Below are 16,212 nucleotides of genomic sequence, written 5' to 3' on the forward strand. Positions count from 1 at the left end.
CCATGCGCCGCTGGATGCTTCCGATGCTGGCGCTCGCGCTGCTGTGCGGCTGCGGCCGTCAAACCGCCACCCCAAAGGCGCAGGAGGCACCGGCGGCGCAGCCGGCGCCGGTCGCCGACGCGCCGATCGAGCCGCCGCTGGGCGAGCCCGACGCCGACGGCTATCGCGAGCTGGACTGGACCGCGATGCTGCCGCCCGCCGACCTGCAGGCAATGGAAAACGGCGGCGAACCGCAGGTCGACCACAGCGGCAATCATGCGATGCCGCAGACCGGCACCTACCACACGGTGGCGGCGGTGCTGGCGCGCAAGGTGCGGCTGCCGGGCTACGTGGTGCCGCTGGACAGCGACGACGCCGGCCGCGTGCGCGAGTTCCTGTTCGTGCCGTATTACGGCGCCTGCATCCACGTACCACCGCCGCCGCCGAACCAGATCGTGCATGTGCGCCTGGACATCCCGATCGACCCGCCCGACATGTACAGCCCGTTCTATCTGTCCGGCCAGTTGCGTGCCGAGACCCTGCACGGCGAACTCGCCGGCACCGCCTACACGATGGAGCAGGCCCGTCTGCATCCCTATGAAAAAGATTGATCGCCATCTACCGCTGGCCACGGTGCTGTGCCTGCTGGCCGCCTGCCACGGTCACGACGGGAAGCCCGGCACGAGGCCCGAACCGTCGGCGGCAGCGGCGAACGCGACCGCTGCGGCCAGCGGTGTCGCCGACACGGTGGAGCGCTGGGAACAACTGGCGCCGGCCAACGACATCTACCAGCGCCCGCCGCCGCGCATCAGTGCGGGCTGGAGAGGGGATAGCACCGCGATGGATCAGGCGGCCGGCGACGATGGCCCCTCGATGGTCAACGGCATGCCGATCGACCACTCCGGCACCCAGCGCGCCGCGCAGTTCGGTTCGTCGGAAGTGGTGAAGGCGTTGGAAGGCAAACGCTTCGCCCTGGACGGCTACGTGGTGCCGCTGGAAAGCGACGACCAGGGCAAGGTCAGCGAACTGCTGTTCGTGCCGTTCTATGGCGCCTGCATCCACGTGCCGCCGCCGCCACCGAACCAGATCCTGCACGTCGTGCTGCGCACGCCGATCGACGTGCCGGAGCTGTGGGACCCGTTCCATCTGCAGGGGCGGCTGCATCTGGCCAGCTTCAAGGCGCACATCGCCAATGCGACCTATGACGCCGAGGACGCATCGATCACCCCAGTGAAGGGCTGAGGGCTCGGATCGATGCAGCCGACGTCGCCAAGCATGCGTTGGATCGCGCTCGCCGCATGCGCGCTCGCCGTCGCTGGCGGTGTGCTGCTGGCGTTGCGCGCGCACCGGCAAGCGGGACCGACATCGGGCGCGGCGACCGCGGCGGTCCGCACGCCGGTCGCCCTCGCATTCCATGTCGCGCCATTACCCGACGATGCGGCCGGCAAGCGCATCGCCACGCTGCTGCACAGCGATGCCGCGTTCGCCCGCGACGTGGCGTTCCTGCTGACGGCCAGCGTGCGCGAGCGCTGCGCGCCGGCACATGCCGGCGAACTGGCGAAAATGGCCAACCGCGCGCGCCTGCCGGTGTTGGCCGCGACGTCCGAGGTGACTGCGCGCGAGCAGGACCTGGACCAGCCGATCTACCAGGCGATCCAGCGCATCGCCGCCGCCGCACCGTGCGGGCGCACGCTCGACCTGGCGGCGACCGGCCTGCCGCTGCAACTGGACCCGGAGCGCTACTCGGCCGCGTTCCCCGACAGCTATTACCAACCGACGCTGGACACGGTACCGCACGAGTACGCCAGCCAGCCGCTGGGCGCACGCGCCGCGCAGGAATGCCAGTCGATCGCCTATGCGGTGCTGCCGCTGGGCCGCAGTGGCTGGCAGTGCAGGGCGCTCTGGGCCAGCACGCGCCCCCGGATCGTCAAGGCCTGCGAACAGGCGCGCAGCGAAAGCGGGCAGGGGGCTGGCGAAGCGATTCCGGCCGAGGTCGCAAATCGGTTGACGCCGGTGGTGGCCGGCATGCTGGACAGGTTGCCCGACTCCTGCCGCTGAGTGCTGTTGCTGCTGTTTCTGCGAAAGCAGACTATTGCGAATGGCATGGTGTTGGCCAAGACAGAGGCTCGCGGAGCAGTGGATTAGGGATATTTATCGGGGGTAGGGCGAATGTCCGCTTCGGCCGGAAGCTGACATTCACGGCCTTGCCCTGTCAGTAAGGAGACGACGGCGTCAATAATCTTCGTGGGGTATTCGATCTTCCTGGCATCGCCAAATCGTATCCAGGGGGAAATTAGTATCCGTCAACTCCGAATAATTTATCTACCATGTTGTGCGGCCCTACAATATTGATACCTACTCCCCTGCCTGGATTGATATGGTGAAGGAGAACGTCTACGGGTCGGTCAAGAACGTCGGTGTCATCTTCATTCTTGAGATGAGCCTGATACCAACGCATGCATAGACCTGCGACGATATCTGCCAATTGAACTCCATTACTTTCAGGTGACGCCTTGAAAAATAGATCTGAAATTTGCTTGAAATTATAATCGGAGCAGGGCGGCTTGAACTTATCAAATCTGATATTGACTTTCTCGGCTTGACGTTTTGCAGTAGCAATAATTTCATCGAAATGCGTCTGCTCATCATGGAAGATTCTAGTGCCTTCTAAATTTCTCGAAAGAAATAAATTCATGCGAGCATAGATGTTGGTAAAAGAAGAGTAGTTAGGAAGTAACCAGACCTCCTGTTCGCGCTTGCCTATGTCTGGAATGGGGAGAAAGCGCCGGTGTGCTCTACCACCTTCCTGTTCGATCATTATGCGAAAGTCGTCCTTGCTTTCGTCAACCTGAGACACGATGCCTTTGGCTACGTCGTGAGAGTCTTGGCTGACAAATTCTTTGAGAAGGCCAAAATATGCGGCTGTGTTCTCATTAGAAGGAAAGTTCATGCACTGAACAAAAGCAAAGAAAACTTCATTCGAGAGATTTTGATAGAGATAGTCCGCAAAGATGTTCTTGAGCCACACGGTATTTTGTGATTCTTCCGTGTTGAAGTAGGGAGGCCAGATGAATCCGTTGGTGATGCTCGCCGCAAGCTGGTATTTCTTGTCTACAATTTCAACGAAGAATGGGAAATCGTTCTTGACTAGAAGCTCAACTGCATCCAAAGCAAAAGCAGGCTTGCGCTTCAAAATCTTGCTGAGTTTGAGTTCGGCTGCCTGAACGTTGTGCTTCCTCCTTAGCGCAGCTAGTTCTTCTGTGAGAGATTCTTCGTCCTCAAAGCCGATTGCGGCCAAACTGAAAACAGCCTGCCCACCGAAATCAAGGGTTGGGCCTGTTCGTGCCAAGTCGCCCGTGTTGCCGCTCTCGTCTATGTAGAAATCCATGCACTCCCTCATGCTCATGTGTTGTCAAGAATAAATATCGGAAATGATGTTATGGGCAGGAGATGCGCCCAATTCAGCCCACGATTTTAGTCCATATGGAATCAATGCCGAATGGCCACTTATGGACGAAAACAGGCGCTGAACAGGGCAGGGGATTAGCAGGATTTATCGGGGGGGGTAAGAGTGTAGTTGACGATTAGGAACAAACATCCAGTGGAATGGCGCGCATGGTTGCACATCCCGCCAGCCGCTTGGCGGTGCCCTTGACATACTCATTGATGATGACGATCACGCTGCGCTACACGACATTCCTTTGTCCCCATTCTCTGCAGGAGCTTCGCCAAGCGCTTGTCACTAGAGGATGCTCGGGACGCAAAATTGTTAGCATAAGAGGCATGTTTCAAGAGATCGGTAGCTCCCACGTAGAGGATCGAATCGGGTGCTGGTTCATCGAGGTCCACTCCCATTTTTTCCAGATCGGCACGCCATCCTTAGCTAGTAGCCCCTCAGACAGCTTGTCGTGAACCGCCTTGGTAATCCAGGTAGGACTCTCCGTACTGAGCGTAGTCAGTTTGGCCGCGTAGTTGGCAGCCCGCCCTACCCAGACCAGATCGTTGTCCCCGCGCACGCCCGTCCTAACCGCATGTAGGTCTGAGATATCAATACCTACGGTATGACGGGCTATAAAATCTGTGTTATATCGCGCCTTGATTGCCGGATTTATTATGTTTCGCACTGCCCAATTGATCCGCAATGCGGCTCTGACTGCCGCGTCGCCCCCGTTAGTTTCAAAGAAGATTGCCATGATCCGATCGCCGTCATAGGCGGTGATTACGCCACCCTCCGATTTGACGATTTTGGCCGCTGCATTAAGGAAGTTCTTGTAGACCTCGGCGCTGAACCACCAATATTTGGTGTCTACCATGGCTGTGGACCCGTCAAGATCTGCGTAGAGCACCACCGCTTGCGACAGATTCTTGGCTGCATTACCTAGCCCAATATCTATCGGAGCGGGGACCACGCGCGCGGCGACTACGTCCCATTTGGTGGCATGTACTATCGCGCAGCTGGCAATCAGGTCATCTTTGAGTCCCATCTGTGTTAACCCTCTCGGCGCGGGCCTGTGTTCATGATGTGGTCACGCAGTTCATTGCATGCCGGCGCGATCATGGCCTGCTTGTCTGCGCTGGCCTTGTCGAACCGATAGGTGATGGTCGTGACGCCGGCTAAGTCGCTAGGAAGCTTGACTTTGTTATTGCGTGGCTCGAGTAAGATGGCGCGCTGACGGCCCAGTCGTCCCATGAATAGGCCAAGTTCGAAGATTACATTGTCGCGCGGTGCTGGCCAGTCCTTTTCACAGTACTCGACGATGTCGTCCGCATGAGCGATAGCGATGGCGAAGTCGGCCCTATCGACTTCGTCCTCCAGCGTTTGGAGCGTGTAACCGGTTGCCTTGAAAGCCCCCTCCTGCCAAGGAATAACATCAAAAGCGTCATAGGAAAACGCGTTATGGACGGCACGGGCGATCGGCATGGACTCACGCGAGCTGATCAGAAAGACGCGTATCTTGGAGTGTGTAGCACGCACCCGATCGTTACGCTGCTTCAGCTTCTGGCCCATCAAGACCGCAATGTGCCGAAATACTTCCGGGTGGACGGCGGAAACCTTTGATAAATCCTCTTCTGTCAGCGCGGCGACCAGCCCTTCGGTCACTGCGAATACATCCGCCGTGCGCCGCATTGTTGGGTCGACTGCTGCGATCTCTCCTACCACGTCGTTGATCTTTCTCTGTGCAACTTTTGTGCCTTTCACGACAATGTCGAACGTGCCATCAAGCACGAGGTACAGATCGTTGTCAGCCGCGTTCTCTACGATGAGCGGCTCTCCTGCTTCCAACTGACGTAGTTGGACGAGATCGGCCAGCATCTCAGCCAGCGCCATATTGCCCCCCACCATTTTTTGGTGGATTAGTGCACCGACAAGCAGTCGTCGACCGGCAATCATTCGTCACCTCTAAAACGATTTCATGCATCCCCCTTGAGCTGTAATCCCATAAGTGGCACCGCCACCCAAAGTCGCAGCGCCAATATAGAGTCAAACTACCTGATTAGATGTGCATACTTGAAGCTATCTCATACCTGCAAGCGAGGCTACTTTGGAGGCGGCGGCAGTACGGTGATGAGTGCCATCCATGGAGCTATGGCCACTACAGTGGCGCGATAGGAATACTTTAAAGACTGGAACTTGAGCGAAAGTACCTTGGAGTTCCGCCAGCACTGACCCAGGATGTCGCTCTCAAATTCGCTCAATGTTCTCTTCGAGCACGCCGCTATGAAGTCCGACTCGCTCAGGCGGGCTATTCGAACGAAGTAGATTAGCGAGTCAGATCCACCGCGCATGTCCGGGAAGTATCCCCACCATAGATGCCAGAAGCTTACGGTGAGCGGGGCGAGGAAAAGCACCCCAATGACTGAGATCAGTAACGTTAGCTCATCCACCTTGGGCAGTCGGGTAGCAATCATGGCGAGCATGCCCAAGTTGATGCCAAGCCCAACCGAAAGTTTCGTATCTACGCGCGAGAAGAATCCAAGCACGAGCTGGAGTTGCTGCCATGCAGCGTTAACGCGGTCGCTTTGATTTGGCTGGTGGCAGCCAGTATTTTGAAGTTCTTGCACGCTGAGAGCTCTCTTTTTTTGCGGATGAGGCCTGCTTGCGCCGGATGGCTTTCCGAAGTCCGCATTCTTCAAGCGTGCCACAGCAGATATCACCTGCTGCAGCGCATTGGTCGAGGTAAGCCTTGTCCGCCACCACGCAGCGATGCTGTTCAAGAATGAATGTTGCCAAAGCTTCGGCATGGTCACTGCATGTATCTATTTCGCACTCTGGACTGGACCCACAGGGGCAGGGCAGCCGTTCGGCTAGCAGGGTTTTGCTGCGAAGTGAAACGCGCGCAACCAGCCGATTGGCCCGCCAGAGTTCCAGTCGATGTTTGTTGGGGCGCACATCCTCACGCACCAAAAAGTTACCCATACTGGCCGCAGCCTTGAACTCTGCACCCAGACGTTCTGCTGCTCGCTCGGCAATGGCTTGGTGCTTGGCAGCATCGCCATGAGCTCGACCGTTCTCTGCGCCGGGGAAGACCCCGCGGGCGTTCGCGCTGGCTTGATGGGTCAGGAACTGGTAAACCGTAGCCCACCACTGCCTAGCTGCAACTTCGTCGATGATGCGGCTAGGATTGCCGTCCCCCCAGCCTAGGCAGAAGCTTTGGTCATGGTTGATATGGCGATCAGGGCAGAATTTTGGCAGTAGGTGATGGTCGGGTGCTTCTCGCGCAAACACATGTTCCCCGGCGATTGTGAGGTGGAGCTTGAACGCACGCACTGTTCCGCCTGGGCGGGTGACTGAGATGTCAACCAGCCCGCCTGTTGCGCCAGGATACAGCGTGGCACCGTATTCGGTTGCCACGCTCTGCAGCAGTTCAAATGGCGACGCCATCAACGGGCGACGACGTGGGGGCGAATGGGTTGCGCAAGCGCCGGCGCGACCGCGGGAGCCACCTCAGCATAGTGCGCCGCCAAGGCTTCCTTGGCTACTCGGTCTCCAGAGGCCGCAAGCTCTTCTACGGCCGCAGCGTAGTCGAGGTTGGCCACCTTCCGCTCAGTGGTAAACACCCTACGAACTGCTTCGGTTCCGGCCTTGTAGGCCTTTTCGCCAATAGCGGTCTGCACGCCATCACAGCCCTTCTGTTCGGCCTCCGAAATCAAAACGGCTCGGCCAGTTGCGCAGCGCAAGAGGCTTCCCTTCATGCCCAGTCGGGAAATCGCAAGTGGACCCAGTTCGAAGCCAATGGCCAGACCCAACTCATCAGTTTCCGAGCCTTCCGAATTCAAGTGCTCAATAGCCGCGGAGAAGCTGCTCCGCAGCGCCCCCGCACATTGAACGGCGCTACTGACTGTCGCCTCCGAATCCGTCGCGTGTGCCGTTCCTTCCAATAGAACTCCGTGCAGGCAGTCACCGATGAAGCGAACGCGGCGCCCGCCGAAGTCGGAATGCACTACCGCGTCAAGCTCAGAGCGCAGGACATGCAAGGCGCGAACAAGATGCTCCGGGTCGTCTTCCAAGTGCCTATCCACGAAGTTGGTAAACCCATCAATGTCCGCATACATCGAGACACCATCGAAGCGCTTCGACTTTGCCGCGCTAAGCAGGCTGAATTCCAGATCTGAAAGCGGCGGGGTGGGTCGGCTGAACTCAAACTCACCAATGGGGATGTCCTTTTGCTCATCCTTCCAGAGCTCGATGATGCGCGCCTTGGAAACGCCCAGTGCGGCCCCCTCTACGCAGGCCGCAATCTGTTCCTCGGTGAGCGGGGTGCTGCGGTCTTTGTCTCCGCTCAGAGCCGGCAGTTCCAGCATGGCTCGGGCGCTGTGCGTGAGGTAGATGCCCTCCGTCGTGCCATACCCGGCGCACTTGGCGGCCTGGTTGGCCGGAGAGCCAAGGAAGAGCGGCTCACGACTCGCGCGGCGGCCGTTGTTGACGGCCAGCGCCATCCCGCTGTCAATACCGACGCGAACCTGGGCATTGGCGATGTGCTCATCCGCACTGCCGGTTTCGGCCAGCACGTCGATGGTGAGCTTGGCGATGGCGATGGCGCGCTCGATCCGGGCGCGCTCCTCGGCAGCGCCATAGGGCTTAGTCACCACCGCGTGGAGGCGCTGATTGTGAAAATCGACGCGGACCACCTCGCTCTCGAGGAGGATGCGATGCACGGCCCGGTAATGCTGATTCAGGAAGCGAAGAGCGCGCTTGTGGCAAATCTCGCCCTCGACGCTGGTGCAGTTGAGCATGTCCTGCAGATTGACGATGTCGATATAGACATGCGCGCCGTTAACCCGGTAGGCACGGCTGACGGGGATGTCATCCAGCGAGGTTTCCCGCTTGTAGTCGCGGATGTCCACCTGGCGAACCTCCTCGTAACGAGTTGCGAGGCGCTTCTTGGTGCGATCTTCGTTCCAGCTATGTCCCATCATGGTGCTCCCAGCGGCCAAGTTTAGACCAGGCCGGAGTGGGTCGCGTCGCCCTCAGCCTGTGTGCCAGTCGGAGTTCGGCTGGTTCCTTTTGCCGTATATTGCGACTCACTTCACGCTTTCAAGGGGCGTAGGAGACCTGGCACCCAAGGCCAGGGCAGCCCATTGAGGGGGTGAAACTGCACCGCTCTCGACGGCTGAGACAGCGGTCGGCTTGCTGCGCGACAACGCCACGCGCGATGGTATGCGCAATTTCGCATAATGTATATTATGTTAAAATCGCCGTGTGGCTACGTTGGGTTGCTACCGTTCTTGCTGCTCTTGCCCCCTGGCAACCCTAAAGTCGGCTCCATCTCGCCTTGCAGGTGGATTGATCGCAGGATAAGGAATACCCAGTGGCACGCCCCACCCCGGTCATCGACCAATGGATATCGCCGGCAGCTCTACCGAGGGTCGGCAGCGCAGATAGCTACGCTGCTGATCGAGCACTTGCTCCCAGCCATTGCCTACTCTGCGGATCACACGGCCCTCGGAACATGAGACGCCGGAAGCCTTGGCTTCAGCGGTACCAAGTGCAGGGATATCGAGAAGAACCGAAGATGGCCGAGGACGTCCCCAGGCGCGGGACATGCCGTCCTGCATCGCGAAGTCGACATGCTCGCAATATGCATGTACCCATGGCCGAGGATCGCTAGCAAGAAGCTTGCGACAATCGAGCTTCGGAACCGCAGTGACATTGCGATTCGGGTTCACACGCTCGATGCCACGGCCAGCGGCTGAGCGCGTCTGCGCAGACAAAGCGGACGCCGAAAGCAACAAGAACAGCCCTAAGACACGAACATCCATGCTCACCCCCCGTGGCAGAGATGATATGTGAGGAGTGAAGCGCACGCTTAGACAGATGCAACGCCCTGATGTCAGGCGGCATGTACGGCCATCGTTCTCGCCAGCACCGCAAGCAGCGCCAGATGCCCCACGTAGTAGATGTAGAACGCCCAGCGCGTCCGTGGAATGGGGAAATTGCGATTCGCCAGCAGCGCCATCACCGGCAATGCCAGCAAGGCCCAGCCGTTGCCGTTCCACCAGCACAGCGGTCCGAACGCCACGACGAGTATGGCGATGCGCGCATAGCGGTGTTCGACCGCGTGGCGGACGCCGTGCCGCGTGGCTTCCTGGCGTGGCGCCTGCGGCACCGCGCGCAAACGGAACACCCACCAGGCTGCCAGCACCAGAATCAGTCCGGCCCAGTTGTAGTCCACCAGCGGCGGCGCCGCCAGGACGCACATGCCGAGCAAGGTCCATTGCCGTTGCTGGATACTCCAGATCGCCGCCGCCGCCAGGGCAAAGCTCAGCAGCACGTTGAACGGCACCCAGTAGCCGAACGCCAGTCCGCACGCCGGCTGGGCCAGGATTCCCCACAGCAGCAGCCTGCGCACGGACTTGAGCACGTCGGCGCCAGGCTGGGCCAGGTTGTAGGCCATGACCAGGGCGAACAACGGGAACGCGACACGGCCGAGTTCGGACACGACCGGGAGGTAGCCGTCGTCGAGCACCTTCGCTACGTGATCGCCGGTCATCAGCAGCAAGGCGATCCATTTCAACAGTTCGCGGGCACTGCTGGTCATCGTGTCGTTCAGAACGCCGCTCCTGGCGGCCAGGTGTCCGCCCTGCCCCTACCTTGCGCCATCGCCTGTGATGGGCGATGCGGTGCGTAGGGCGGTGATCCGGCGAGCAGCAGGCGCGCATGCTGTCGAGGCCATGGACGGTAGACGGTTCCGTGCAGGTCGGCAATACGGACGACGGCGTTTCCCGACGCGGCACGCCATCGCGGATCGCGCCTCGCCAGCGACGGCGGTCAGTGTGGCTGTTGCTGCGCCATCGGGAGTGGCGCCGATGCCGGGCGCGCCATGTGCAGGCAGCGGTCGGCCACGGCCGACAGGCTGGTCCGGTGCGACACGACGACCAGCGCGGTGCGCGGCAGGCGTTGCCGCAGCGTCGACAGCACGTGCTTCTCCGAGACCGCGTCGAGTGCGCTGGTGGCTTCGTCGAGCAAGGCGATCCGCGGCTGCCTGAGGATCACCTGCGCCAGCAGCAAGCGCTGCAGTTCGCCACCGGAGAGTTTGGCGGCGGCGCTGTTCAAGGTGGTGTCCAGGCCCTGCGCGCCAGCCTGCAGGCGCGCGGCCAGGCCGATGTCGCGCAGCGCCTGCCACATCGCCGCTTCGCTCGCGCCCGGCTCGGCCCAGGCGAGGCAGTCGCGCACGGTGTGCTGCCACGGGCGTACGCTCTGGCCGACATAGGCGCCATGCCGGACCAATGCACGGTACGCCGCGAAATCCAGCGTTTGCCCATCGCATTGCGCCGCGAACTCGCGCGGTTCGACCATGCCGGCGAGCACGTCCATCAGGCTGCTCTTGCCGGCACCGGAGTGTCCGCAGATCAAGGTCATGCTGCCGGGCGTCAGGATCAGTTCGCCGATTGCGACGGCGGCCAGCGGCGGCGCCAGGCCGATCCGGTGGATCCGCAGCGGGCCATGCATGGGCGGTGCCGCGTGCAGCGGTGCCGGCAGCGCCCTCGCCGTCCCCAGGCCCACATAGTGCTGCCATAGCTCCAGCGCCGGTGCTGCCGATCGCAGTTGCTGGAAGCTCTGCCGGGTCGAGACCAGATATGGCAGCAACCGCCCCAACAACAGGCCTACGGTGATCAGCGCGCCGCGGTCGATGCCGTGCCAGAGGCCGGCCAGCAGCATGATCGCGGCGATGGCGGCGACGGCGCTGAGTTCGAGCAGCAGTCGGCCCGAGGCGACCAGTGCCTGTTGCCGCCAGTAGCCATGGCTGAGCCGGCTGGAGATCGCGTCGTAGCCGCTTTTCTCCAGGTCTTCGCGTTCGAACGAACGCACGTGGCGCAGGCGCCGTGGGAAATCCTCGCTGAGCCAGAACAGCCGGGTCATGTCGGCGACATACTGGCGGCTGACCCGGGCCTGTTCGTGGCCGGAGATGCGGAACGCGAGCACGGCCAGGCCCAGCAGTGGCGGCAGCGCCAGCACCAGGATGGGCGACACCAGAAAGGCGATGCCCAGGCTGACGCCGGCGGTGATGGCGGCCACCAGCAACTGCAGCAAGGCGCTGAAGCCCTGGACGATGATCTCGATGTTGTAGGTGAGGACGTTGGCGATTTCCGCCGAGCTGGCGTCGGCCAGCGCCGGCAGCGGCGCGTCAAGCAGGCGCGCGTGCACCATGCGGCGCAGGCGCACCGCATGACCGCTGGCCAAGTCAGCGGCCAGCCGCGCGCCCGTCCAGCGCAGCAGGGCGAAACCGGCGCTGGCGACGACGAAGATCGCCGCTTGGGCCAGGACGCCGTCGGGCAACGCGAGCAGGTGGCCGCCTAGCGTAAGTGCATGCCCTGGTTGCACCAGCGGTACCAGGGCGACCGTGGCCACGGCGCCGGCCAGCGCGCAGACCAACGACAGCACGACGTAGAGACAGATGCGCATCCGCTCGCCACGATCCAGGGTGGCGATGAAGGTGCGCAGCAGCGGTGGCGCTTGGTCGGGCGCGGTGGTGCGTGCGGTCATCGGTGACAGCCCTGGGACGTAGCCCGTTCGCCGATCAGCACGGCGCGCTGCGACGCGCCTGCACGCGGCGCCAGTGCGAGCACGGCGCCGCGGCCGCCCTCGCCTGCGCGCGACGTCTCCGTTCTCATGGCCGGCATACGCTCGTCGTCGCCGCTCTCATCGCAGCAACTGCAGCACGGCATCGACCGACGCATCCGGATGCGTGCCGCGTTGCAGTTCGTACACGCCCAGCCGTTGCAGCTGGCGTGCGAACAGCGACCATCCCGGTTGCGCGGCAGCGTAAGGCTGGTCGGCGGTCAGGCGCTCGAGCACCTCGTGTTCGGCAATGGGCCGCAACAGCTGCTGCGGATCGGCGGCGGCCGTGCTGGAAACGAACACCGCGCCGGCAAGCTGCAACGGTGCGGGCGCAAGGCATGCGCGACCGTTGCGGATATCGACTTCGTGCTTGACCGCGCCGCTGCGGCGCCGGATCGTCGGCGCGGCGGCGATCCAGTCGCGGGTCTGTTCGTCGACCAGCCGCAGCAGATCCGGCCGCAGGTGCAGGAAGTTGCCGATGCCGGTGGCGAGCATGCGCTGCGGCTCGACGAACAGCGCGTCCTCGGCGAGGAACTCCAGCCCGCGCAGCATGCTGTGCAGGGCCAGCGTGGATTTGCCAGCACCGCTGGCGCCGAGCAGCAACACGCCGCGCCCGCCGGCGCCGACACAGGCGCCGTGCAGCGGCACCAGACGCATCGCGCGCGCCGCAAGCACGAACACCGCGAACTCGATCAGTTCGTAGCGCACATGGTAGGGATGGGCGAGCATGTCTTCCGACACCACCAGCAGCGCCCTGCCCTGGTCCGGCATCAGCACCATGTAGTTGTCGGCGTCGATGACCCCGCACAGCGCGCCGGCGCCGGAATGGGTCTGCACCGGCGGCGGCTGCAGCGCGAACACATAGGGTGCGTCGTGGCGCGCGACCAGGTTCAGTTCGATATGGAAGTTGGTTGCCTCCGGAAACTGGTGCGGCGGTACGCCGCCGAACGCCGCTTCGACCAACTGCAGCAAGGCCTCGCTATTGCTTTCGAAGCGGAAGCGCCCGCCAAGCAATCGCTTGTTAAGGACGTGGTCGCGCCGCAGCCGGTCGCGGAACGGATCGCCGGCAACCCCAGCCTGGGGTGCGGCAGTGCTGACCACAGACTCCCAGGGTTGCGTGCGCACGGTCGAGAGCTGCATCGGGGATGGATCCGTGGGGTGGATGCGCGTGAGTGCGTGCAGCGGCAGCAAAGGTTGCGCGGGTCGCGCGCGCCGACGTGCCTGCACAGCGCTCACAACCAAAGACGCCGCCGGCGGCACTTACGGCACGGCCACCTGTGCGCGGCCACTGCTGCATGCGCCGCGGCATCTGTCGCTGGCGCCGAACGAGACCCTTCCGCCGATGCCAAAGATCCAGGTCAGCCACTCCTATTTCCTGCGCTACGATCCCAAGCAATGGGAGCGCGGCAAACCGTATCCGCCGCTGGCCACGCTGCAGGTGGCCACGCTGCTGCGCCGGCACGGGCACGAGGTGACGCTGTTCGACGCGATGCTGGCCGACGGCGTGGAGGACTACCAGGGCTCGCTGCGCGCCGCGCAGCCGGACCTGGTGGTGTTCTACGAGGACAACTTTAATTTCCTGACCAAGATGTGCCTGAGCCGGATGCGCGAGGCGGCCTGCCGGATGATCGCCGAGGCGCGTGCCGGCGGCAGCCGGGTGATCGTGGCCGGCTCCGACGCGTCGGATCATCCCGAAGCGTTCCTGGCCGCCGGCGCGCACGCGGTGCTGATCGGCGAAGGCATCGCGCCGCTGCTGGAACTGGTCGAGCGGCTGCAGCAAACGCCCGACATCGATGCCGCGGCCTGGGTGGCGGACGTGGCCGATGTCGCCACCGCCGCGCTGCCGCAGCTCAAACGCGCGCAGATCGGCGCGCGGCCGCCGGATCCGCGCCTGTCCGGCCTGGCCGCCTGGGACCTGGTCGATATCGAACGCTACCGGCGCCTGTGGCTGCAGCGGCACGGCTACTTCAGCCTGAACATGGCCGCCTCGCGCGGTTGCCCGTTCCGCTGCAACTGGTGCGCCAAGCCGATCTGGGGCAACCACTACAAGCGCCGCAGCGCGCCGGAAGTGGCCGCGGAAATGATCCACCTCAAGCGCACCTTCGCCCCCGACCATATCTGGATGGCCGACGACATCTTCGGCTTCCACATCGAGTGGGTGGAGGAATTCGCCGCGGTGCTGGCCGCGGCCGACGGCTCGATTCCGTTCACCATCCAGACCCGCGCCGATCTCGGCAGCGAGCGCATGGCCGCCGCGCTGGCCCGCGCCGGCTGCGCCGAAGCGTGGATCGGCGCGGAAAGCGGCAGCCAGCGCATCCTTGACAAGATGACCAAGGGCACCGCGGTGGAGGACGTGATCGCCGCGCGCCAGCGCCTGGGCGCGCACGGCATCCGCGTCGGTTTCTTCCTGCAGCTCGGCTACCTGGACGAGCAACTGGACGACATCCTCGCCACCCGTGCGCTGGTGGCGAAGGCGCGCCCGGACGACATCGGCGTCAGCGTGTCGTATCCGCTGCCGGGCACCAAGTTCTACCAGCAGGTGAAGAACCAGCTCGGCCGCAAGACCCATTGGCAGGACAGCGACGACCTGGCGATGATGTTCCATGGCGCCTACGACTCGGAGTTCTACCGACGGGTGCGCGATCTGCTGCACCGGCAGGTGGACCTGCAGCGTACCGAAGCCACGCGCCCGCCGCAGGACTATGCGCAGGACTGGGCGGCACTGGATGCACAGTGGGACGCATTGATCGCCAGCGAAGGCCAGCACCGGACCGACGCCGCCCTGCCGGCCGCCGCCATCGCCTCCGACCGCCGCATCCCGCTGGCGCAACGCCAATGACCGCGCAGGCGACGCCGCAAGCGCATGCGCCCTCCTCCGCCGATCCCTTTATCGATTCATTTGCCGAGCGCGCGACGCAGCCTGCGTTGAAGCAGGTCGGCCGCGGCTTGCGGCTGGCGACCGAAACCCTGGCGCACGAGCTGGCGCGGCCGGGCAACCCGATGCCGCAGTGGAACCGGCTGCAATGGCAGCTGGCCGCGGCGGCGACCGTCGCGCACGGCATCGGGCCGTTGCTGAGCCGGCTGTCGGTGTGGCCTGATCGCGACTGGAGCGCGTTCCTGGCCGAGCAGCGCGAGCACGTCGCCCACCGCTACCGGCGCATCGCCGCGCTGCTGCAGCGGATCGATACGCTGGCGCAGGCCGCCGGCGTGGCGATCGTGCCGCTGAAGGGCGCGGCCTTGCACGCGCAAGGCCTGTACCTGCCTGGCGACCGGCCAATGGCCGACATCGACCTGCTGGTGCGCGCCGAAGATGCGGCGCAAGCGGGTGCGCTGCTGGAAGAGCTCGGCTACGTGGCCGAGTTCGCGCAGTGGAAGCACCAGACCTTCCGCCCGGCGCAGGCGCAGCCCGTCGCCAGCCTGGGCGAGCATCGCGACACGCCGATCAACATCGAGCTGCACCTGCGCATCCAGGAGCGGTTGCCGCTGGCTACGGTCGATATCAGCGAGCGCATCTTCCCGCGCGACAGCCGCCCGGGGCTGAACCCCTACCCGTCCAACGGCGCGCTGATGAGCCATCTGCTGCTGCACGCGGCCGGCGGCATCTGCAGCCGCAGCCTGCGCTTGATGCATCTGCACGATATCTCGCTGCTGGCCACGCGGATGAGCGGCAAGGACTGGCGGGCGCTGTGCGATGACGCAGATGGCGCGCCGTGGTGGGCGCTGCCGCCGTTGCAGCTGGTGCTGCGCTATTACCGTACGGCGATTCCGAAGGCGGTGCTGGCGCAGTTGCGCGCGCAGTGCCCGCCGCTGCTGCGGCTGGTCTCGCGGCGGCTGGACCTGACCCGCGCCTCGTGCTCGCAGCTATGGCTGCCGGCGCTGCCCGGCATCGAATGGGCGCGCTCGCCCGGCGAGGTGCTGCGCTATCTGCGGCAGCGGCTGCAGCCCTCGCAGGAAAGCCGGCAGGAGCGCGCCGACATGATCCGCACCCAGCTGTGGCTGCAGGGCCAATCCTGGGTCGCCCTGCCGCAGCGGCGGCGCGTGTTGTTGCGCCTGCTGCGGCCGGTGCCGCGCATGGATACGCTGTATGCGGTGCGCAGCGCCTTGCAGGGGTATGCGGCGGCGCGTTGAGTTATGTAGCTCCCTGTAGGAGCGGCTTCAGCCGCGACATGCAT

14 protein-coding genes are annotated in these 16,212 nt (G+C 63.4%); 5 read left to right on the plus strand and 9 right to left on the minus strand.

What is annotated here, in order from left to right; translation table 11 throughout:
• Window positions 1-2 precede the first annotated feature (2 nt).
• The 3 genes from HEP74_RS10445 to HEP74_RS10455 are packed head-to-tail and all read left to right on the plus strand — an operon-like array spanning window position 3 to window position 2,037.
• A complete protein-coding gene (locus tag HEP74_RS10445) occupies window positions 3-590 on the plus strand; it encodes a DUF3299 domain-containing protein (RefSeq protein WP_185816376.1) in 588 nt (195 codons plus the stop codon).
• On the plus strand, window positions 577-1,221 hold the full coding sequence (locus HEP74_RS10450; RefSeq protein ID WP_255423843.1) for a DUF3299 domain-containing protein: 645 nt from the start codon (window positions 577-579) through the stop codon (window positions 1,219-1,221). Before HEP74_RS10445 ends, HEP74_RS10450 begins: the two co-directional genes overlap by 14 nt.
• Before the next feature lie 33 nt (window positions 1,222-1,254).
• Window positions 1,255-2,037, plus strand: a complete 783-nt coding sequence (locus HEP74_RS10455) for a hypothetical protein (RefSeq protein ID WP_255423842.1) — start codon at window positions 1,255-1,257, stop codon at window positions 2,035-2,037.
• Between the two features lie 235 nt (window positions 2,038-2,272).
• Here HEP74_RS10455 and HEP74_RS10460 read toward each other — a convergent pair whose 3' ends face one another.
• From HEP74_RS10460 to HEP74_RS10495, 9 genes are all read right to left on the minus strand, one after another.
• On the minus strand, window positions 2,273-3,367 hold the full coding sequence (locus HEP74_RS10460) for a DUF3800 domain-containing protein (RefSeq protein WP_185816377.1): 1,095 nt from the start codon (window positions 3,365-3,367) through the stop codon (window positions 2,273-2,275).
• A 400-nt stretch (window positions 3,368-3,767) separates the two neighbouring features.
• Window positions 3,768-4,463, minus strand: a complete 696-nt coding sequence (locus tag HEP74_RS10465) for an adenylate/guanylate cyclase domain-containing protein (protein WP_185816378.1) — start codon at window positions 4,461-4,463, stop codon at window positions 3,768-3,770.
• 5 nt (window positions 4,464-4,468) lie between these two features.
• The gene (locus tag HEP74_RS10470) at window positions 4,469-5,371 is read right to left on the minus strand and encodes a TIR domain-containing protein (protein ID WP_185816379.1); all 903 of its coding nucleotides are present in this window, start codon (window positions 5,369-5,371) and stop codon (window positions 4,469-4,471) included.
• A 146-nt stretch (window positions 5,372-5,517) separates the two neighbouring features.
• Window positions 5,518-6,042 carry a Pycsar system effector family protein gene (locus tag HEP74_RS22120; protein ID WP_221899260.1) on the minus strand — a complete coding sequence of 175 codons (525 nt, stop codon included), beginning with the start codon at window positions 6,040-6,042 and terminating at the stop codon, window positions 5,518-5,520.
• Window positions 5,987-6,832 carry an E2 domain-containing protein gene (locus tag HEP74_RS10475; RefSeq protein ID WP_185816380.1) on the minus strand — a complete coding sequence of 282 codons (846 nt, stop codon included), beginning with the start codon at window positions 6,830-6,832 and terminating at the stop codon, window positions 5,987-5,989. Before HEP74_RS10475 ends, HEP74_RS22120 begins: the two co-directional genes overlap by 56 nt.
• Window positions 6,833-6,861: 29 nt before the next feature.
• Window positions 6,862-8,394: an adenylate/guanylate cyclase domain-containing protein gene (locus HEP74_RS10480; protein WP_185816381.1), complete on the minus strand. Its 1,533-nt coding sequence runs from the start codon at window positions 8,392-8,394 to the stop codon at window positions 6,862-6,864.
• Between the two features lie 917 nt (window positions 8,395-9,311).
• Window positions 9,312-10,019 carry a TraX family protein gene (locus HEP74_RS10485; RefSeq protein ID WP_185816382.1) on the minus strand — a complete coding sequence of 236 codons (708 nt, stop codon included), beginning with the start codon at window positions 10,017-10,019 and terminating at the stop codon, window positions 9,312-9,314.
• 230 nt (window positions 10,020-10,249) lie between these two features.
• Complete coding sequence (locus HEP74_RS10490) at window positions 10,250-11,965, minus strand: ATP-binding cassette domain-containing protein (protein ID WP_185816383.1); 1,716 nt, start codon at window positions 11,963-11,965, stop codon at window positions 10,250-10,252.
• A 156-nt stretch (window positions 11,966-12,121) separates the two neighbouring features.
• Window positions 12,122-13,180, minus strand: coding sequence for a phosphoenolpyruvate carboxykinase (ATP) (locus HEP74_RS10495; protein WP_185816384.1), 1,059 nt, complete (start codon window positions 13,178-13,180; stop codon window positions 12,122-12,124).
• A gap of 202 nt (window positions 13,181-13,382) precedes the next feature.
• Here HEP74_RS10495 and HEP74_RS10500 point away from each other — a divergent pair, with 202 nt between their 5' ends.
• Complete coding sequence (locus tag HEP74_RS10500; RefSeq protein ID WP_185816385.1) at window positions 13,383-14,879, plus strand: B12-binding domain-containing radical SAM protein; 1,497 nt, start codon at window positions 13,383-13,385, stop codon at window positions 14,877-14,879.
• Window positions 14,876-16,168 carry a nucleotidyltransferase family protein gene (locus tag HEP74_RS10505; RefSeq protein WP_185816386.1) on the plus strand — a complete coding sequence of 431 codons (1,293 nt, stop codon included), beginning with the start codon at window positions 14,876-14,878 and terminating at the stop codon, window positions 16,166-16,168. Before HEP74_RS10500 ends, HEP74_RS10505 begins: the two co-directional genes overlap by 4 nt.
• The last annotated feature ends 44 nt before the right edge of the window (window positions 16,169-16,212 follow it).

The organism is Xanthomonas sp. SS, assembly GCF_014236835.1.
Taxonomy (GTDB): domain Bacteria; phylum Pseudomonadota; class Gammaproteobacteria; order Xanthomonadales; family Xanthomonadaceae; genus Xanthomonas_A.

Coding starts and splice junctions, on each gene's coding strand:
- HEP74_RS10460 (WP_185816377.1), bottom strand. CDS start 3,367: ATGGATTTCTACATAGACGAGAGCGGCAACACGGGCGACTTGGCACGA.
- HEP74_RS10465 (WP_185816378.1), bottom strand. CDS start 4,463: ATGGGACTCAAAGATGACCTGATTGCCAGCTGCGCGATAGTACATGCC.
- HEP74_RS10455 (WP_255423842.1), top strand. CDS start 1,255: ATGCGTTGGATCGCGCTCGCCGCATGCGCGCTCGCCGTCGCTGGCGGT.
- HEP74_RS10445 (WP_185816376.1), top strand. CDS start 3: ATGCGCCGCTGGATGCTTCCGATGCTGGCGCTCGCGCTGCTGTGCGGC.
- HEP74_RS10485 (WP_185816382.1), bottom strand. CDS start 10,019: ATGACCAGCAGTGCCCGCGAACTGTTGAAATGGATCGCCTTGCTGCTG.
- HEP74_RS10490 (WP_185816383.1), bottom strand. CDS start 11,965: ATGACCGCACGCACCACCGCGCCCGACCAAGCGCCACCGCTGCTGCGC.
- HEP74_RS10470 (WP_185816379.1), bottom strand. CDS start 5,371: ATGATTGCCGGTCGACGACTGCTTGTCGGTGCACTAATCCACCAAAAA.
- HEP74_RS10450 (WP_255423843.1), top strand. CDS start 577: ATGAAAAAGATTGATCGCCATCTACCGCTGGCCACGGTGCTGTGCCTG.
- HEP74_RS10505 (WP_185816386.1), top strand. CDS start 14,876: ATGACCGCGCAGGCGACGCCGCAAGCGCATGCGCCCTCCTCCGCCGAT.
- HEP74_RS10480 (WP_185816381.1), bottom strand. CDS start 8,394: ATGGGACATAGCTGGAACGAAGATCGCACCAAGAAGCGCCTCGCAACT.
- HEP74_RS10500 (WP_185816385.1), top strand. CDS start 13,383: ATGCCAAAGATCCAGGTCAGCCACTCCTATTTCCTGCGCTACGATCCC.
- HEP74_RS10495 (WP_185816384.1), bottom strand. CDS start 13,180: ATGCAGCTCTCGACCGTGCGCACGCAACCCTGGGAGTCTGTGGTCAGC.